Raw genomic sequence first — 17,149 nt, 5'->3', positions numbered from 1 at the left:
GATCATGCGACGCCCTTGCGGCTCGCTGTGAAGTCAGCATTGGGATCTTCGACGATTGGGGTCAGGACGTAGACAACCCCTTCAATCTCGACAGTTTCCACCTCGTTCGGGTCGAAAGCGGCGGCGTGGTGGACATCGTGATCCTCGATCACTTGCCGTTCCGGAAACCAGATTTTCGCGCGCATGTCAGAACCCTAGCGACGTGAGGAATGCTTTGATGATGGTCCACACCGTTGTTGAACCGGCCGATGTGGGGTGCGTGCCGTCGACCAGCGTCGTGTTGTCGACGATGTCGTAGGTTGTCCCCAGCACGGTGAATTGCGAGCTGTGCCCTCCTGCGACCAGCGACGCATGAAGATCGCAGAAATTTTGCGGCCACTGCGCCTTACGCATTGCATTCAGGGCGATTGTCGCATCAAGCAACTGTTTTGCCACCGCGTCGGAAGCGGAGGTTCCTATGCCTGGCGCCATCGCTGCCGTAAGCCGCGCCTGCCCCATATAGTCGCCGAGGATAATGAAGCGCTTCAGCAATGGCTGGATGCGGGCAAAATCGGCCACCTCGCGGTTAAAGATATCGGCGAGGGTGTAGCCAGCCGCGAGTGCTTGCGTGATCGAGTTGTAATTGGGATAGAGGATCGCTGTCGAATTCAGCAGCGAGAACAGAGACGGCGCACTGCTGGCGTCGGTTGATCCCTCTACCTTGCCTGATGTGATATGCACTGTCGCGGGATTTGGCACGTTCACAGCGACACCGGCCGTGTCACGCACGAACGCCAGCGCGCCAGAGCTATAGGTCAGCGTCCCCGGAATGACCTCGCCGCCAGCGCCGATGATCGTCGCCCGGAACGCCCCCAGGGTGAAGTTCCAATGAAACCAGATATTGGGCGCAAATGCCGAAACGACGACGCTGCCGGCTGCCGGGATCTGATTGCCGGCAACGACGCAAGTCAGCGGAATGGCATCCATGCGGGCAGCCACATGATCATCGTTCTGGCCGCCGACGCCCTGTGAGACGATTGGCCGATCGGCCTTGCCCACCCAATAATTGATCGTCGAAAGCGAGTTACCCCATGGGGCGAGCGTCGCATCGGATTTCAGCGGCACCTCGGCACCACCGCCAACTGGTTGAAAGAACTCGCTGGCCGGCGTGGTGCGGCTGGACTTGTAGACCACCTTGCTGCCATCTGCCGACAGATGCGGCGCAACGTTGGCGCCCAAGGTCGTTACCTGGGCCCGCACTCCCGATGACTTGTCGTAGCGGACGATCTGATTGACGCCGGCCACACTCTCGACAGCAAAATAATAGCCGGTACCGTCGGCCGGACCGCCGGCGAGCAGCCCGTCGATGCTGTCGGCCTCGAGCTTCGGCACGTACCAGCCGCCAGTATCCTTCATTGCCGCGGCGAAAACCTGGTTGTTGGCGTCGCGCAGGACGATCGACGCTGCCCGACCCTTAATCACCAACTCGGCGGTCTCTGCGGTCAGCCCCGTGACGGCGGCCGCCGTCAGACCGGTCACCGGGTCGTAGGTCAGCGTGATGTCGCTGCTGATGAGTCCGAGGCGGCCGCGCAGGATTGCATCGTCCTGGCGCCACCCAGCGTAGATTTTGCCATCTTTGTCCTTCAGCGCGATACCGAGCAAACCGCCGAATGCGATCCACTCGCGAACGATGTCGAAAACCGCGTCGAGTGCCGCCTTGCTCGGATAGCTGGCGATCAAGGTCGCAGCGCCGGCGACGTTCTTGTAGGACAAGGCATATGTGTTGACGCCATCGCCCTTCACGATGAAGAACTGGCCGTTGACGGTCGCGGCGATGCCTGCGGCGGTAGTATCGTAGGTCACTCCACCAACTGCGGCCGCAGCCTGTGTCGCAAACAGTCCGGCGGCTGCCGCATCCGCTCCCGTCGCCAGACGATCGTCTGCAGTCTGACCCGCGTCGACGCCAGTCGCCGCCCTATCGAGCCCTGTGGCAATGCGATCGGCCGCCGTCTGGCCGGCATCGGCGGCGGTCGCGGCGCGATCGAGACCGGTCTGCGCGCGGTCGGCGGCAGTGGCGATGCGATCGGCCGCGGTTTGGCCGGCATCAGCGCCGGTCGCCGCGCGATCGAGACCGGTCTGCGCGCGGTCGGCGGCAGTGGCGATGCGATCGGCCGCGGTCTGGCCGGCATCCTGCGCAGCCGATTCGGCGGCCGCCTGCGCCAGCGTCACGCCGGTCTCGAGGTCGCCGAACTCGACGGCGATGGTTTGCGCCTGCTCGGCCGCCTGGCGCGCTTGGTCGACCTGTGCGGCACCCTGCGCCAGCAGCGTGCCCCAGAAATTTTCGCCGGTCGCGGCCCAGACGCCTGCCGTCTTCAGCCACTCGTCGCCATTGCTGCGGATGATGGCGCGGTCGCGGTCGCGGCCGAAATCGGCGGTCAGCTCCGAGGCATCATCGACGGGCAGGAAGGACTGCCCGGCCGGGCCAGGCACGATGACGACATTGGGGATTTCGAGAATGGCCGCATAGCTTGGCATTGCCTGTCACCCCTATCCAGAACCTGTTTTTCCGAGAACTTTTTGGTCAGGCGGCGCTGTCGGATGATGTCATTCCGAGCTCGCCATCCGGCGCCAACAGAATGGCCGGGCTTGCGTCGATGCGACGAGGCATGTCGGCACTCAAAGCACGTTCCATTTCCCGGCAGGCGACTTCTTCGGCAATCTCTGCCGACAAAATCTCAGCATCCATTTTAGCCAGGCGCGCCGAACGCGTTTCAGCCGTGATGCCATCCGTCGGCAACGCCGCAAGCATGGCTGCTTTCAAGCGCGGCGCATCCAGCGCGGCGAACACTCCAAAAGCGTTCTGCTGAAGCGCCGTGTTGAACGCCCCGGCGACAGGCAGATAATAGCCTTCACCACGGAGAAGGACCGGCATAAAGAGCGGCCGCGTTTGAATTGCGGCCTCAATCGCTCGATCAATTTCCCTTTCGCTCGTACCGAGGTCGTTCGGCGCGATCTCCACTAGGTGACGCTCAGCCTGAAGATCGGCAATTCGATCGCGGATCGTGTCAAGATCAGAGCGCGCGCTGCGGAAGGTGCGCTCCAGCAATGCCGCAGTGTTTTTGATGACGTTTTTCATGCGATCGCCCCAGCCAAGAAGAACATCGATTTGCGCGGTTCCGCGTACTCCTGGCACCGATCGGCGATCGCTCCGAGATGCACCCATTTGTCGTTCAACAGGTCTTTCGCGGCTTTGAGACGTACAATCTCGGCCTCGAGCTTTGCGATTTCTTCCCGATGCTTGGCGAAATCATCGTTCGAAAGACGATACCTCTCGGAATCACGTTGGGCTTTTGCCCTGACAGCGGCCAGTTTGTCGCGCACAGCCCGTTCGTCCTCGCCTGCCGACAAGCAGGCGGCGTTCGCCCCTTCGGCGGCAGCGATGCGGGCAGACAGCCTTTGCTGATCAACTGAAAATTTGCGCATTCGGAAAATACCTCCCTTTTTGGGGCGAGGCCTCCCCGGTTCGTCAGCAACAGGGGAGGCCTCTTGTTCACCATCAGCCATGACGGTGCCTGAGGGAGAACGCCTGGAACAAGTGCGCCAGATGGATCGTCGCGGCAGCAATGTTTTAAAAATTTTTAATCCCGATGACCGTCCTGCGAGGCGTCCAGGTCGGCCCAGATCGTGTTCCATGATTTTGGGCTGATCCGGGCTCGAGCAAGGCGCGCGAAATATGCAGCCTTTGTCCCAGGAAGAGGATCTTCAGCGGCAAGGTCGCCAGCCATATGCCAGTCAGCCGCGATGAGCTTAGCGGCCACTGTGATGGCCTTGCCGGGATAAAACACGTTCCAGACGCGACGGAGAATATTTCTTCGTAGAGCCCGCGCGTCAGGAATAATCCGGTCGGCGTCGTCGTCGACGAGCTGCCGCAGGATCAAGAGGCCGGCCAACACGTCTTCGGTCTCGGGAAAATTGCCGGCCGCGATCTGGTCGGCGATACGTCGAAACCGACACGCAGTCTCGATGACATCTTTGTCGAGCGGCGCACCCATTTCGCTCAAGCCTTGACGTTGAGGAGAGGCTTACCCCCTGCCCCCCACAGGTCTCCAAGCCCCGCCCACAAACTATCGCCTCTAAACATCGACAAGACAGGGCTCCAAGGCAGCGCCAAGCGCATAAACGACTGTGCCGTCCATCTCGCCCACAATGCCGCCCTGCGCCTTCACGGCAGCCACGCCTGCGGCGCTGAGCGCGCCAGTCGCCAGGTCGAGCGTTTCCCCGCACCGGACGCAAGCGCTGCGCCATTCGCCCTTGTCGCGATGCCACGGGCCCATGGTGTGGCCTCGCGCGGTCCCCAGTCGCCCCGCAGCAGCTTGCGCCGTGCCGATGCTCAATGTCGGCAGCAATGGCGCGACCCGAGCGTGAAACGTCGGCAATGTTTCACGGGAAGAGCACTGAAACGGCGCCGAGGCGGCGCCTCCAGCTAATGAGACCGCTCTCTTACGCATCGACCCCCGAGCCCCCGCCCGCTATGTGCGCTGCGATCTCCTTCCAGAGGTCGGCGATGCGTGAACCTGCCTCGACGATCACCGCGCCACGAAACAGGCGATCCTCTCGATCGTCGATTGCGGCCATGGCGCACGCCATCCGGATCATGTCCGCCTGCTCCTCGGCGATGAGGCGAACGCGTTCCGTGAAATAGTCGACATCGACCGCCATCACCTCGGCCCCATCAAACGGCCAGCACTCGAGCGTCCAGTATCCGCGCGCACGGCAGGCGTCGGCGCCCTTGCCGTCGCGTTGAACGCTGCACCGGCCTCGGTGCCGAGCTGCTTGCCTATGCCGGCGACCATCGCTGCAAATATCCCTCCGGCCTGTTTGGCGCCGTCGGTGATCGATTGGCCGGCCTGCTGGCCGCCACTGGCGATCTTATCCTCGATCTCGGCGCCAACGGGGGCAAACCAGTCGCCAGATGGCTGCGACCCGCCGCCCCCACCTGGTGGAAGCGACCAGGCGCTATCCGGCCGGTACGAGGATCCTCGGCCGTGCTGGGCTGGGTAGAGGTTGCTGCGCACCACAGGACCGAGCGGCGTCGGCGCGCCATAGGGCAGCGGAATGGGCACGCCATTGGCGTCAGTGCCGGCGCTGAAGCTCGGATCACGCGGCAAGCCGCCGCGCCGCGAATCTCCATATTGCTTATATGCGGCGGCCGCGCGAAGCTCTTCATCGGAGCGATAGCCGCCGCGCCGGGCCATCATGTCCTTGTCCTCGTCGCCGTGCGTGATGCCCCAGGCCGTGCGGGCGGCAAACCCGTGAACGCCGCTTTTTTCGAGACCGGCATTGACCGAGTTGGCATAGCCGAGTGTGTCGACGATGTATTTCAGCCCGTCGACGACGCCGAGCGATGCGGCGAAATCGCCGGCCTGAATCTGCAGCTCGCTAAGCGTTTCCTTGATCCGGTCAAGACCGGCTTGCGTGTTCTTCAGCAGCTGCGCGTTGTTGCGATCGAGGACGCCAGGCGCATTCGCCGCGATCTCCTTTTGGGCGGCGACGATCTCGTCATATTTGGTGAGGATCACGGTTGCGGCCTGGCGGGCTTCCTTGTCGCCGAAAATCTGGCCAAGCCGGTCCGCCTTGCCGCCGGTGGCCTCCATCAAAATATCATGCGTCACCTTGAGCATGTCCTCGCCATTTTCGCGAGCGGCCGACATGCGCTTCAGAAAGCTTCCGCTGATTTTTGAGAGCCGCTTCTCGACGTCCGGACTGGAAAGCTTTTCGAGGAAATCGCCGACCGACGTCGCGGCCTCGCCGACAGTGCCGGTATAGTTCGCCATCACCTCGAGGAATCCGACCATGCGCTGCGCGCCCTCGATCCCCTGAAACCCCTGCTTGGCCGCCGACGGCAGCAGTGAAGGAAGGAAGCGCGCCATGTCGGGCGCTTCGAATTTGCCGGCCGAACTGCCGGCGGCGATGATCGAGAAGAACTTCTCGGCGTCCTTGGTGGTCAAACCGAGCGACAGGCGCGCCGTGTTCCAGCTGTTCACGACATCCTCGCCCGATGCCCCGAGCGCCTGTTGCGACTTGGTGAGCAGGTCCAGATCGTTGCGTATGTCCGTCAGGCTGGCGCCGGCGGCCGCATAGGCGCCAACCGTTTCCATGACCTGGTCAGACTGCAGGGCGTAGGCTTTGGCATAGTGGTTCACGTCCTGATACAGGCCCTGCATGTCGTCGCGCGACGCGCCAAGCGTCAGGCCGATGCGCGTGAGCTGGCGCTCGACAGAGGCAAATTCCTTGATCGATTGCGTGAGGGCGTACCCCGCGACGGCAGGTCCAATAAAGCGCCCGATCGGCATGGCCGACATCGTGCGATTGAGCAGGCCTTGCGTCCTGTTGAACGCGATCGACTTCTGATTGACCTGGTTCAGCTTGGCGCCCATCTTATCGAAGGCGCCCATCGGGCCCAGCTTGGCGGAAAGCCGCATCACGGCTTCGACAGTACGGTTGCTCATTTTTGGCTCCTACGATTGTAGTATTCGACGGCTCGTGCGAACCAGGCGAGGATCTCCGACATCGGCATGCAGGCGACATCCCCCGCTCGCATACCAAACCGGAAGATCAGCTCGTCGGCGCGGGTTCCGACTTCGAGGCAGGCGAGGCGGTGGCTGGCTCGCCATACGTAAAAAAATCGAGCACAGCGACCCGAACCGCCCTGGCGTCTTTGATGCCGAGCTCGCCGAGCATGTCGAAGCCGGGCTCGACGACGCAACGGCGGACATAGGCGGCGACCGTTTCGACGTTCTCAATGACGACGTTGTTGCCCGCAGCGCGCTGCAGCTCGTAGGGCTCGCCCAGCTGCATGAGATCGTTGAACCGCGGCTCGCGCACCTTCACTGTTTCAAAAACAGCGCCATGCGCCTCATAGCGGCGGGACAGGGTGACGGTCTTCTCAGTCATCATTTCGCATTCTCCTTCAGGTTGCATGATCTGTGCTGCACGCGTGGGAACGCGTGTTTGCGTGTACCGCTTGCGAAGTCGCTTACTAGAAAAATCCCGGGCTCCCCCGGGCCCGTATGGGGCGGAAACGCTGATACGGTCCCTACACCGGGGGTGGGGGTCGGTCGGGCAGCAGCCTGATGTTTTGGGAAGGTGCCGACTAACCGCCGGACCTGCTTGGTTTTGAAACCGGTGGCAGATGAAACTTCATCGATGCTCCAGCCTCGCTCTAACAGTAGCCGGCAAGCCTCCGCCTGCAGGTCGAACGGCAACAGGCGAATTCGCTCCGGTTGCTCTTCAAAGAATGGCAAGCGGAGCCAAAGCAGCTGTCGAAGCTTCCGCGTCCCGATCTGTCTAGTATTAAGCTTGTCCATTCCCTACACCACTTAGCGATAGTTTAGCGATAGTTTAGCGATAGTTTTATTGTTATATATCAATAGGTTCGATAGTCGCGATACTTTTTAGTCGCTATAGATTTGAGAAAATAAATCCCGCACCCTGTTTTCTCTACGTATAGACCCGGAAAAACTGTCGCATACTGTCGCAACCATTTGATTTTATTGTCCTTTCGTCGCTGCATGAACTGTCGCGAAGTGTCGCAAACTGCCGCAAGTGTCGCGGCGAAAAAGCTAATGAAAACAACGAAAGCGCTAGTCTTCGGCCGCGCGCCAACCCAAAACGGGGGTGCGGGGTTTTGGTCATTTGAACCTCGCCTCATAGGTAACGGTGCGGCCCGCCACACGTCGAATGCCTGTCTGCTGCATCAGCAAGCCAAATCGTGTGAGGGATAGCTGGGGCGCACATGCCTCGACGGCCCAATTGCTGTAGGCTCTGTATAGCTGCCGCGCGGCAATGCCGACCCGACTATCGGCCACCAGGCGCGCGTCGACGAATGCGGCGACATGCTGCAGCAACCTTAAATCCGGGCTTCCGGGGGCGGCCCTGCCGGCGACCAGCGGGAGGCCCAGCTCATGCCAAAGCTGTTTGGCTGCCTTCTGTCCGAACACGCGACATGCAGCGTCGACGACGCTCGCTTTGGCGGCTAGGAGTTGCCAATTTTCCGGTACATTTGGGAACGTCGCCGGGTTTGACAAATCGGCGCTAAGTGATTGATCTTCGATCGTGGGTTTGACGATTGTTTCGCCGCAAGCCTTTGATATAGGCCGCTCAACGTTTGACTGAAAATCCGCGTGTCGGTGGTTCGAATCCGCCTCTGGGCACCATCCACCTCCGGTCCATTCTGGACACATAGGTTACGGTTTATACCGGAGACATGGGTGACAACCTCGTGCCGAACGGGTTGTCGATGGTCTGCAACGTTCTCTGTTCCAGGTCGATATATCCCAGATCATAGTCCACGAAACTGACCAGCCAGATATGGTCCTCGCCCTGTTTGATGCCGACGGTCTGGTCAGCGAAGACCTGCTGAGGTTGATCTTTTTGTCCAAAAACCTCATCCGACTTTTTCGGCTGGCATCCAGAAGGCCCGCTTCTGCACTCAGCTCGACCGACAGGGAAACCTTTGCCGAAGTTGACTGTTGTAGCTCCAAGACAGAGGAGAAGGTTGAATGGCTTCCGTCCGATACATCGTTGCGGACGTCGATGAGGCGGTCGCATTCTATCGAGACTATCTCGATTTCAAGATCGAAATGCACAATCCGGGCAAGTTCGCCGCGCTGCTGCGTGACGACTTGACGCTGTATCTCAGCGCCCCAGGTGCGGGGAGCGGTGGTCAGGCGGGCGGCGATCCGAAGCCGGGCGGGTGGAACCGATTTATGATCGTTACGAAGGGACTCGATGTGCTCATTGAGCGGTTGCGCCGGGCTGATGCAAGATTCCGCGGCGACATCAGCGACGGCGGTGCCGGTCGCGCCATCTTGCTCGAAGATCCATCGGGCAACGTCATCGAGCTATTCGAGTTCAAGAAGGACTGAGCTTGAACAAATAGCCGGTGGTTGAGGGAATACGAATTCCCGCGATCAATGTGGATTGCCGCGCGTTTGCGAGTTGTTACGCCATAGTTCGACTCAGAACCACGCAGAGGAGCGCGAGCCCAAGCACGACCGTTGTCACGACGTTGACCCTTTCGGCTTTGGCGATTGCTGTCGCCACGTCGCTGCCTTGGTCTCCTGTTGCAGAGCCCCGGATGGTCCCGACCAGGTGGACCCACTTCCTCTCGGCGATCCGATTGGCCGATGCACCGAGAAACAGCGCCAGTGTTGCCAAGCCTACGCTCAGCGTTGTCCACACGCCGCGGGCACCGGCCACGTACATCCACATGCCGGTCGCAACCGTCAGAAAGGCCAAGACGGCATAGAAGGGGCCGGTGCCGTAGCGTCGCGCGAGCGTCTGCAGGAATCCGACGCCGGACGGCCCCGCTTGAACGACGGCGGGGGCTATGACCACCACATAAAACACGGCTGCGCCGAACCAAGTCCCGAGCAAGGCAACAAAGATCGGAATCAGTGGGTTGGTCGGTTCCATGATGATATCTCCTTTGTCTCACCCCAGGCCGTTGAAAGGGAGTTGTCACATCGGATGAGCCTCCTCCGTCATCACTGTGACGGACAGCGATGGGAAAATGTGACAGATGGAACCGGATGAATGGCTGGCAGAGCGCTTCGAAGCTGACCGCACGCGTCTGCGGAAGGTTGCATACCGCCTGCTCGGTTCATCGACAGAGGCCGACGATGCAGTGCAAGAAGCGTGGCTGCGCCTCAGCCGCTCAGATGCCCGGAGCGTCGACAATCTTACCGCTTGGCTCACTACTGTCGTTGCGCGCGTCTGCCTCGACATGCTGCGGGCGCGCAAATCACGCGCGGAGACTCTGCAGGCGCTCTCCGCGTGGGGCGCGGATTCGGGAGACGCCGCGGACCTCGACAAGGAATTAGCGATTGCCGATTCGGTCGGCCTTGCGTTGAGTGTCGTACTCGAAAAGCTTGCTCCTGCCGAACGTGTCGCCTTCGTGCTGCACGACGTCTTTGATGTGCCCTTCGAAGAGATTGCCCCTATCGTCGGCCGCACCCCGGTCATGGCGCGGCAACTGGCAAGCCGAGCTCGTCGTCGCATACGGGGTCAGCCCACTGTTTCCGCTGCTGAATTGAACGGGCGGCGGCGGCTTGTGGATGAGTTTCTTAACGCAGTTCGTTCCGGCAACATTGATGCGATCGTGGCCCTCCTCGACCCGGACGTCGTTATCCGTGTTGATTCGTCTGCGGCTCCTGACGGAAGAGCGGTGGAAGCACATGGGTCCACAACAGTTGCGAGGGGGGCTCTTGCCTTCGCGGCACGTACGCAATTCGCGACGCCAATGCTTCTGAACGGGGCGCCAGGGATTGTTGTGGCGCCGACCGGACGTGCGCGATATGCACTGACGATAGACGCGGCAGGGGAGAAAATCCGAGCCATTGAAGTGATCGGCGATCCCGCTCGCCTGAGTCAGATCGATTTTGCCACGCTCAATTCACCAGATTAGCCCAAGTCGCGACTTATGATTTGTCGCTACATCCAGCTGCCTGCCGTTGTCGATGGCGTGCGAGAATTATCTGGACCATGGCGCCAGCGACGCCGGTCAAATGTCGATGAAAACGTCTTCGGCATCTCGGATCCCGCTCTGGCCACAACCTACAGACCGAGGGCGCAGCCGTCCTTGCGCGGTTCAGAACCGCCCAGCAGGGTCCCGTTTGCCCAATCGATGCGAATGGCCTGCGCACCGCCGATCGGGTCCGTGGCGGGAATGATTTCGAAACCGCGTCGGCTAAGTTCAGCTAGGGTTTCGCCAGCAAGCCCGTGTTCGGCCTGGACCTTCATCGTGCCGCTGACGGGGGCGATCCGCGGAAGATCGATCGCCTCCTGCAGATCCATCCCGAAGTCGAGCACTTTCGTCAGCAGGTGCGCATGGCCCATTGCCTGGTAGTAGCCACCCATGACACCAAAAGGCATTTCTGCCCGGCCGCCTCTCGCAAGCATCCCGGGTATGATGGTATGCAAAGGTCGCTTGTTCGGTGCCACCGCATTGGGGTGCCTGGGGTCAAGCGAAAAGCTTTGCCCGCGATTGTGCAGGACGACACCGGAGCGTGGCGAGACCAGGCCCGAGCCAAAGCTGTCGAAGACCGAGTTGATGAAACTGACCGCATTGCGATCCTTGTCGACAACCGAAATATAGACCGTGTCGCTGTGCAGCGGCATATCGAACGCCGGCAGATCCGCGCGGGCGCGCTTTAGGTCAATCATGCCGGCCAGACGATCGGCCCAGGCATTCGACAACATGTCGGCCACCGGGACCTCGGACATGTCGGGATCGGCGACGAGCAGGTCACGCGCGGCGTAAGCGAGGCGCGTTGCTTCAATTTCCAGGTGAAGCCGGTCCGCGGATTGCGGATCGCCGTGGGCTTCGAAGCGCGAGAGGATGTTTAGAATCAGCAGGGCGATCACACCCTGGCCATTCGGCGGACATTCGAACACATCGCAGCCTCGAAACGCCGCGCTGATCGGGGTCACGTACTCGCCTGTTGCCGCGGCGAAATCTTCGAGTGTGTGCAATCCGCCGAGCCCACGAAGATAGGCGACCATGTCTTCGGCCACAGGGCCAGTGTAGAAGGCCTCTCGTCCCTTCTTGGCGATCAGCCGCAGCGTTGCAGCCAACTCAGGCTGGCGATGCACTTCGCCAACGTCTGGCGCGCGGCCGTTTGGCAGGAAAATCCGTTTCGCCGTAACATCAGAGGCCAGAAGTTCTTCTTCCAACGCCCAATCACGATGGACCCGCGGTGAAATGGCGTAGCCTTCCTCGGCGAAACGTATAGCGGGGGCCAGGATTTGATCGAAGGGCATATGCCCGTGATCAGCGTGCAATCTGGTCCAGGCATCGATCGCCCCCGGGATGGTGACGGAGCCAGGAGAATTACGGGCCACCTCCGCCATGCCACGTTCAAGGAACCAGTCAATTGTCAGGGCGGCGGGTGTCCTGCCCGATCCGTTGTAGGCGATGACCTCGCCGGATCCGTTTCGCGACAGAAGAGCGAAGCAGTCGCCTCCAATGCCGGTCGAGGCTGGCTCGACGACACATTGCACCGCGCAGGCTGCGATGGCGGCATCCATGGCGTTGCCGCCGGCCGCCATGATCTCCACCGCCGTCAGGGTCGCCGACGGATGAGAGGTGGCGGCCATGGCCTCGCGTGAAACGACAACCGAGCGCGTTGGTTTCTCAAAATTTCGCATGCTATGCCCTTCTGGTCGTGCTCAAGAGGCGGCGTCGCTCATCGTCGAGGGGCGGTGCCGCAGATGCCGCGACATCCAGTATTCGAGTGCCGCCAAGGCACGGATGATCGCGAAGTTCAAAGTGAGATAAATGGCGCCCGCGCAGATGAAGACTTCAAAGGCGCGGTAGGTCTGGGAGATCAATCCCTGGGCAATTCCAGTCACCTCCATCAAGGTTACGATGGAAGCCAGAGACGTGCCCTTGATCATCAGGATGATTTCATTGCCGTAACTCGGCAGCGCCTGGCGAAAGGCCAGCGGCAGGATAACGTGCCGATAGGTCAAACAGGTGGACAGGCCGACAGACCGGGCCGCTTCGACAAGGCCGTGTGGCACCGATTGAATCGCGCCGCGCAGGATTTCGCTGCCATAGGCGGTGGTGTTGAGTGTCAGCGCGATGATTGCGCACCAGTAGGGTTCGCGGAAAACGGCCCATAATCCAATTGCCGACAGTTGGTGCCGGAACTGACCAAGGCCATAATAGGTCAGAAAAATCTGCACCAGCAGGGGCGTCCCCCTGAACACGGCAACGAAGCCACGGATCGGTAGGACGACGAAGGGCGATTCCGATTGCTGGGCAAGCGCCAATGTGACGGCAAGAACGAAGCCGGCAACGATGGAAGTCAGGGCCAGTTCCATCGTAAGCGGCAGGCCGGCGAGTAGTTTCGGCAGGATTTCGAGGAAAAACCTGAAATCTATCATGCCGACCGGACGCGCCACGGCGCCTTTCGTTCCAGACGGTAAAAGGCATTGCCCGTGACGGAAGCGATAGCCAGATAGAGCAAGGCTGCAGCAATGTAGAAGATGAACGGTTCACGGGTCGAACCTGCGGCGATCTGTGCCTGGCGCATCAGTTCAACGAGGCCGATTACCGATATCAGCGACGAGTCCTTCAGAACCAATTGCCACACATTGCCGAGGCCTGGCAGCGCGTATCTCAGGAGCTGGGGAAAAATAATCTGGCGCAGCCGCTGCAGCCGGTTGAGACCAAGCGCGCAAGCGGCATCGTGCTGTCCCTGGTCGATGGCGACGTAAGCCCCTCGATAGACCTCGGCTTGATAGGCGCCCGAGATGATTGCGATAGCCAAGGTTCCAGTGGCAAAGGCCGGAACGCCAACGAATCCGGACCCGCCCAGGCTATGACCAAGCGAGGTCAGGGCGACACTACCTCCATAGTAAAGCAGATAAATGGTCAGAAGGTCGGGCACGCCCCTGAAAACCGTGCAATAGCCAAGGGCCAAGAACCTTAGCAGTTGGGAGTTGTGGAGACGCCCGGCCGCTGCCAGCCCGCCAAATACAGCGCCAAGCGCAAAGCCCAGCACAGACAGGAGCACTGTGATCGAGGCCGCCATGAGAAGAGCAGCCCCCCAACCTCCGTTCTGGAAACCAAGCAGCCGGAATGCGTCAACCATTGATATCCCCGGCAGGACGAACGGCTCAGCTCCGAAACGGGTCAGGAATGGCCGTTCGCCGGCAAGCGCCTACTTGACTGGAGTGACGTCGCTCTTGAGCCATTTAAGCGACAGGGTTTTGATCGTGCCGTCGGCGGTCGCGGCGTCGATGGCGCCGTTGAGCATGTCTTTCAGCTTGGTGTCCTCTTTGCGGATACCGGCCCCGGAGCCAAGACCGAAGAGACCCCCGACAAATCCTGGTCCTGCAAGCGTATAGTCGCTGAACTCCGGTTTGCTCAGCGTGGCAGCCAGCGCTGTCTGCTGTGCGAAGAGCGCGTCGATGCGACCCGCGGCGAGATCGAGATCGTGTTGCTCGGTGGTCTTGTATTCGCGAATCTCGGCGACGTCCGAGAAGTATTTTCTTACAAATTCCAGGTTTGCCGTCGCAGCCTGAACTCCAATGATCTTTCCCTTCAGCAATGGCTTGAGCCTGTCGATTGCCGCTTGCGCAGAGGCTTCATTGTCCAGCTTGAACCGCTCGTTGGAAATGCCGAGCTTGCCCAGTTCGCTATCCTTGGCGACCGCGAAACCTGAGGGATCCACCGCATATGGCTGGGTAAAATCGATGACCTTCAGACGTTTTTCGGTGATGAACATGCTCGCCATGATCACGTCGAACTTGCCGACGGTCAGCGCGGGGATCATGCCGTCCCAGTCCTGTGCGACTATCTTGCACTCGATCTTCATTCGCCCGCACAGATCATTGGCGAGATCGACCTCGAAGCCGTCCAGTTTGCCGTCGGCCGTTGTGAAGTTCCAAGGCGCGTAGGCTCCTTCGGTGGCAATGGTAATTGCCTTTGGCGTTTCTTGTGCGACAGCGGCGTGGACCAGGCCGAACAGGACCGACGCAATGGCTGCGATGCGGCTAATTTTCATGTCAATCTCCTCTTTTGCCGGTATGGCAGTTCCCTTCCGTCGTGCCGGATTATCTTCCGGCTTCAACGATTTAGATGGTATTCCTAGCGGCGGCCGGGACTTGCAAAGCTAGCCAGAAGCGGCGCTGTCTCGACGATATGATCCCGCATGACGATCTCTGCCTTGCCGGCATCACCTGACCGCAACACCTCGATCAGGATCTCGTGCTCGGCGCGCGCGCTGGCCGGTTTGTCGACATAGTCGAACCAGATGCGCAGGTAGGGCTCGATCACGACGTGCAGGCTGGCAATCTGCCGGACCAGCTTGGCTCTGTTGCTCAATTGGCAAATCTGCAGATGGAAGGCCTGATGGCGCACGACCCAGTCGCTGCTGCCGGTCTGGCTGGCGCGCTCCATCCGGTCGAGCTGGCGTTCCAGTTCTTCAAGCACTTCGACATCGATGTGCGGCATGGCAAGCCTCACCGCCAACCCTTCGAGCACGGAGCGTATTTCAAAGGTTTCGTAGATCTCATCGAGGGTAAGCCCGGCGACGATGCAGCCACGGTTCGGGCGAATGACCACAAGACCTTCCGCAGCCAGTTGGCGGAATGCTTCGCGAACCGGCATGCGGCTCATGCCGATTTCCGTCGCGATCTCTTCCGGGATCAGCCGGTCCCCGGCCCGGTAACGCCCCATCCTCAGAGCCCGCTGAATGTGGCGATAAGCCTCCTCCTCGGCGGTCGTGATACCCAACGGCTCGATTGCGTCTGCTGCCACGTCCTTGGTCCGGTCAAAAGCGTATCTGTGTATCCACTTATCCAATTGTCGAGACCTGTGTCAAGCACAGAAGCTTGCGCGCGTTAGAATTTCTCTTGTGAGAATAAGCACTTGATCGGGGAAATCGGGCAAGCGCACCGTGGTCAGCTAAGCCGCTGATCGGCCGCTTTTCGACGCCCACGCGTCGGAAACCTTCGACGCCACCGAACTTTCAAAAAAAGGCCCGCCGCTCCATTTGCGAAGCGGCGAGGCCCCATATTCGGGGACGATCGCCGGAGTGTTCCCCGGCATTGCTTACAGTGCAATTCAGGTGCCAGAATTGTTGACCCAAAACGGGTCACCGCACCGGAGGCGCGAGCGCGGATATTCCGCGATCACGCTACTGCCGCGCATTGCCATTCCTGCTACGTTACTTTGCGGCGGATCTGATTTTTCCGCCTGGCCGGCGCCCGATCAGGCAACTTACCCCAACGCGCCCCCCAAGTGGCGCCGGCCATTTTCACAACCCTGGAGCGCGGGTGCGCCGGCGACGTTAGGCTCTCAGCACCTATGGCAATCCGCCAGCGAGCCGCTTTGTCCAGCCTGCAACCATCAGTCCGCACGCAATTCCCACGCAGTCGGCAACCCAGTCGAACAGATCCGGGTCGCGCCCTATCAGTTGCACGGCCTGAAGCCCCTCGATCGCTGCGCCCGTGAGAACGAGCAGTACGATCAGCTTCGCCTTGCGTTCCGGCCAGCCGAGACTTCCGAGAGCCGCCAGGACGACGAAGGCGGCGGCGTGATTGAGCTTGTCGTGATCAAACGTGAAAGCCAGGCCAAGACCCAGCAGGAGCTGCTCCGGCAAAAGGGCGAACAGCAGAACGCCGGCAAACGCGGCCGGAAAGGCAATCCTTGCCACGATCTGATAGGAATCCAGGCGCAACAAGGATAAAATGGCCTTTCGTCCGAAATCTGCGGGGGAACACCACCGGCCAGAGCGAGCGCGGCGTCCAATTTCCGCCGTCGGGGCGTCCGGTGCATCGTCAGAATGAATGAATGCCTCGGGTCAGCCGCTGCACAGGCCGGGCCCGTGGCGAGTGCAATAGGCCAGCGGTAGCTTCCGCGATCACGCAATTCCCTGCCGCGCTGACCCGGCTACTATCTGGCTGCGGCGGACCTGATTTTCCGCTTGGCCGGCGCTGCGTCGGGGCACCTTACCCATGCCACACGAATCGGCGCCGGCCAGAATTCCACCGATTGCGCAAAGGGGTCAAAAGCCCGCCGCCCTGTCGGACGACGGGCTCCGTTGCCTGGGCGCCAGGGCGCCGCGGTAGCGACTGATGCTACGAATGCTCCCGCAGGTCTCCAATATGCTGCTGCCGAACGGCGTTGCGCATCGGCTAAACAAACGAAGCCCGCGCCTCTGGCGGAGGGCGCGGGCCGACCGGGTTTGCACCCCGATCTGCAGCAGAAACCCGGGAGGTTCCCGCTGCTTAGGATAACAATTAGAGACTTCTAATGTTCCAGTCTAGAGCGTCGGACATTCAGGTTGAATCGCGAAGGATTCCGCTAACGTCGGGTTTGTGATTCACTTCCTTAAGGAGGTGATTTGCCATGCCCAAGCCCTATTCGCTCGATTTGCGTGAACGCGTTGTGCGGTTTGTCGAGGCTGGCCATTCGCGGCGTGCGGCGGCGGCACATTTTGGGGTGTCGGTTTCGTTCGTCGTGATCCTGATGAGGAACTATCGAAAGACCGAGAGCCTGGTGCCCAAGCCGAGCGGAGGCCGCCGCCATTCCAAGCTCGACCCGCATCGTGCGTTCCTGATTGGTTGTGTGGCCGAGAAGGACGACATCACCATG

The 17,149-nt window shown here is 60.7% G+C and carries 19 protein-coding genes and 1 pseudogene; 3 read left to right on the top strand and 17 right to left on the bottom strand.

Annotation, left to right across the window (positions count from 1 at the left end):
- Nucleotides 1-2: 2 nt before the first annotated feature.
- The 10 genes and pseudogenes from NKJ13_RS21725 to NKJ13_RS31620 form a co-directional block, all read right to left on the bottom strand.
- Complete coding sequence (locus tag NKJ13_RS21725; protein ID WP_352778303.1) at nt 3-185, bottom strand: hypothetical protein; 183 nt, start codon at nt 183-185, stop codon at nt 3-5.
- Between the two features lies 1 nt (nt 186).
- Nucleotides 187-2,514: a TolB-like translocation protein gene (locus NKJ13_RS21720; protein ID WP_352778301.1), complete on the bottom strand. Its 2,328-nt coding sequence runs from the start codon at nt 2,512-2,514 to the stop codon at nt 187-189.
- Between the two features lie 46 nt (nt 2,515-2,560).
- Nucleotides 2,561-3,115 (bottom strand): hypothetical protein, encoded by a 555-nt coding sequence (locus NKJ13_RS21715; protein WP_352778298.1) that lies wholly within the window; start codon nt 3,113-3,115, stop codon nt 2,561-2,563.
- Nucleotides 3,112-3,543 (bottom strand): hypothetical protein, encoded by a 432-nt coding sequence (locus tag NKJ13_RS21710; protein WP_352778295.1) that lies wholly within the window; start codon nt 3,541-3,543, stop codon nt 3,112-3,114. The genes NKJ13_RS21715 and NKJ13_RS21710 overlap by 4 nt, the downstream gene beginning before the upstream one ends.
- Nucleotides 3,544-3,617: 74 nt before the next feature.
- Nucleotides 3,618-4,031, bottom strand: a complete 414-nt coding sequence (locus NKJ13_RS21705; RefSeq protein ID WP_352778293.1) for a hypothetical protein — start codon at nt 4,029-4,031, stop codon at nt 3,618-3,620.
- 81 nt (nt 4,032-4,112) lie between these two features.
- Nucleotides 4,113-4,313 (bottom strand): hypothetical protein, encoded by a 201-nt coding sequence (locus tag NKJ13_RS21700; RefSeq protein WP_352778290.1) that lies wholly within the window; start codon nt 4,311-4,313, stop codon nt 4,113-4,115.
- A 166-nt stretch (nt 4,314-4,479) separates the two neighbouring features.
- Nucleotides 4,480-4,698, bottom strand: coding sequence for a hypothetical protein (locus NKJ13_RS21695; protein ID WP_352778289.1), 219 nt, complete (start codon nt 4,696-4,698; stop codon nt 4,480-4,482).
- Nucleotides 4,698-6,488 (bottom strand): phage tail tape measure protein, encoded by a 1,791-nt coding sequence (locus NKJ13_RS21690; protein WP_352778287.1) that lies wholly within the window; start codon nt 6,486-6,488, stop codon nt 4,698-4,700. Before NKJ13_RS21690 ends, NKJ13_RS21695 begins: the two co-directional genes overlap by 1 nt.
- A gap of 106 nt (nt 6,489-6,594) precedes the next feature.
- Nucleotides 6,595-6,936 carry a hypothetical protein gene (locus tag NKJ13_RS21685; RefSeq protein WP_352778285.1) on the bottom strand — a complete coding sequence of 114 codons (342 nt, stop codon included), beginning with the start codon at nt 6,934-6,936 and terminating at the stop codon, nt 6,595-6,597.
- A gap of 1,296 nt (nt 6,937-8,232) precedes the next feature.
- Nucleotides 8,233-8,414 (bottom strand): annotated as a pseudogene (locus tag NKJ13_RS31620) (transposase); the annotation flags it as partial.
- Nucleotides 8,415-8,540: 126 nt separating this feature from the next.
- Here NKJ13_RS31620 and NKJ13_RS21680 point away from each other — a divergent pair.
- Nucleotides 8,541-8,906: a VOC family protein gene (locus NKJ13_RS21680; RefSeq protein ID WP_352506221.1), complete on the top strand. Its 366-nt coding sequence runs from the start codon at nt 8,541-8,543 to the stop codon at nt 8,904-8,906.
- A gap of 76 nt (nt 8,907-8,982) precedes the next feature.
- Here the strand turns inward: NKJ13_RS21680 and NKJ13_RS21675 are convergent, their stop codons facing one another.
- On the bottom strand, nt 8,983-9,456 hold the full coding sequence (locus NKJ13_RS21675) for a hypothetical protein (RefSeq protein ID WP_352686687.1): 474 nt from the start codon (nt 9,454-9,456) through the stop codon (nt 8,983-8,985).
- Nucleotides 9,457-9,562: 106 nt separating this feature from the next.
- On the opposite strand from NKJ13_RS21675, the gene NKJ13_RS21670 reads away from it, so the two are divergent.
- A complete protein-coding gene (locus tag NKJ13_RS21670; protein ID WP_352506220.1) occupies nt 9,563-10,447 on the top strand; it encodes a sigma-70 family RNA polymerase sigma factor in 885 nt (294 codons plus the stop codon).
- A gap of 149 nt (nt 10,448-10,596) precedes the next feature.
- Here NKJ13_RS21670 and ggt read toward each other — a convergent pair whose 3' ends face one another.
- The 6 genes from ggt to NKJ13_RS21640 all read right to left on the bottom strand — a co-directional run bounded on the left by ggt (nt 10,597) and on the right by NKJ13_RS21640 (nt 16,208).
- A complete protein-coding gene (gene ggt / locus NKJ13_RS21665; protein ID WP_352738469.1) occupies nt 10,597-12,189 on the bottom strand; it encodes a gamma-glutamyltransferase in 1,593 nt (530 codons plus the stop codon).
- A gap of 21 nt (nt 12,190-12,210) precedes the next feature.
- Entirely contained in the window at nt 12,211-12,930 is a 720-nt protein-coding gene (locus NKJ13_RS21660; protein ID WP_352506235.1) for an ABC transporter permease, read from the bottom strand.
- A complete protein-coding gene (locus NKJ13_RS21655) occupies nt 12,927-13,640 on the bottom strand; it encodes an ABC transporter permease (RefSeq protein ID WP_352506218.1) in 714 nt (237 codons plus the stop codon). Before NKJ13_RS21655 ends, NKJ13_RS21660 begins: the two co-directional genes overlap by 4 nt.
- Before the next feature lie 69 nt (nt 13,641-13,709).
- Nucleotides 13,710-14,555, bottom strand: a complete 846-nt coding sequence (locus NKJ13_RS21650) for a transporter substrate-binding domain-containing protein (RefSeq protein ID WP_352506234.1) — start codon at nt 14,553-14,555, stop codon at nt 13,710-13,712.
- Between the two features lie 83 nt (nt 14,556-14,638).
- Nucleotides 14,639-15,310 (bottom strand): GntR family transcriptional regulator, encoded by a 672-nt coding sequence (locus NKJ13_RS21645; protein WP_352506217.1) that lies wholly within the window; start codon nt 15,308-15,310, stop codon nt 14,639-14,641.
- A gap of 547 nt (nt 15,311-15,857) precedes the next feature.
- The gene (locus tag NKJ13_RS21640; protein WP_352506216.1) at nt 15,858-16,208 is read right to left on the bottom strand and encodes a VanZ family protein; all 351 of its coding nucleotides are present in this window, start codon (nt 16,206-16,208) and stop codon (nt 15,858-15,860) included.
- A gap of 695 nt (nt 16,209-16,903) precedes the next feature.
- Here NKJ13_RS21640 and NKJ13_RS21635 point away from each other — a divergent pair.
- The coding region (locus NKJ13_RS21635; RefSeq protein WP_352778282.1) for a helix-turn-helix domain-containing protein at nt 16,904-17,149 on the top strand (246 nt) is incomplete at its 3' end.

This window comes from Mesorhizobium sp. M0174 (assembly GCF_040322275.1).
In the GTDB taxonomy this organism is placed as follows: domain Bacteria; phylum Pseudomonadota; class Alphaproteobacteria; order Rhizobiales; family Rhizobiaceae; genus Mesorhizobium.
The sequence above is the reverse complement of the archived record's forward strand: the minus strand, read 5'-3'. Positions and strand labels throughout refer to the sequence as shown.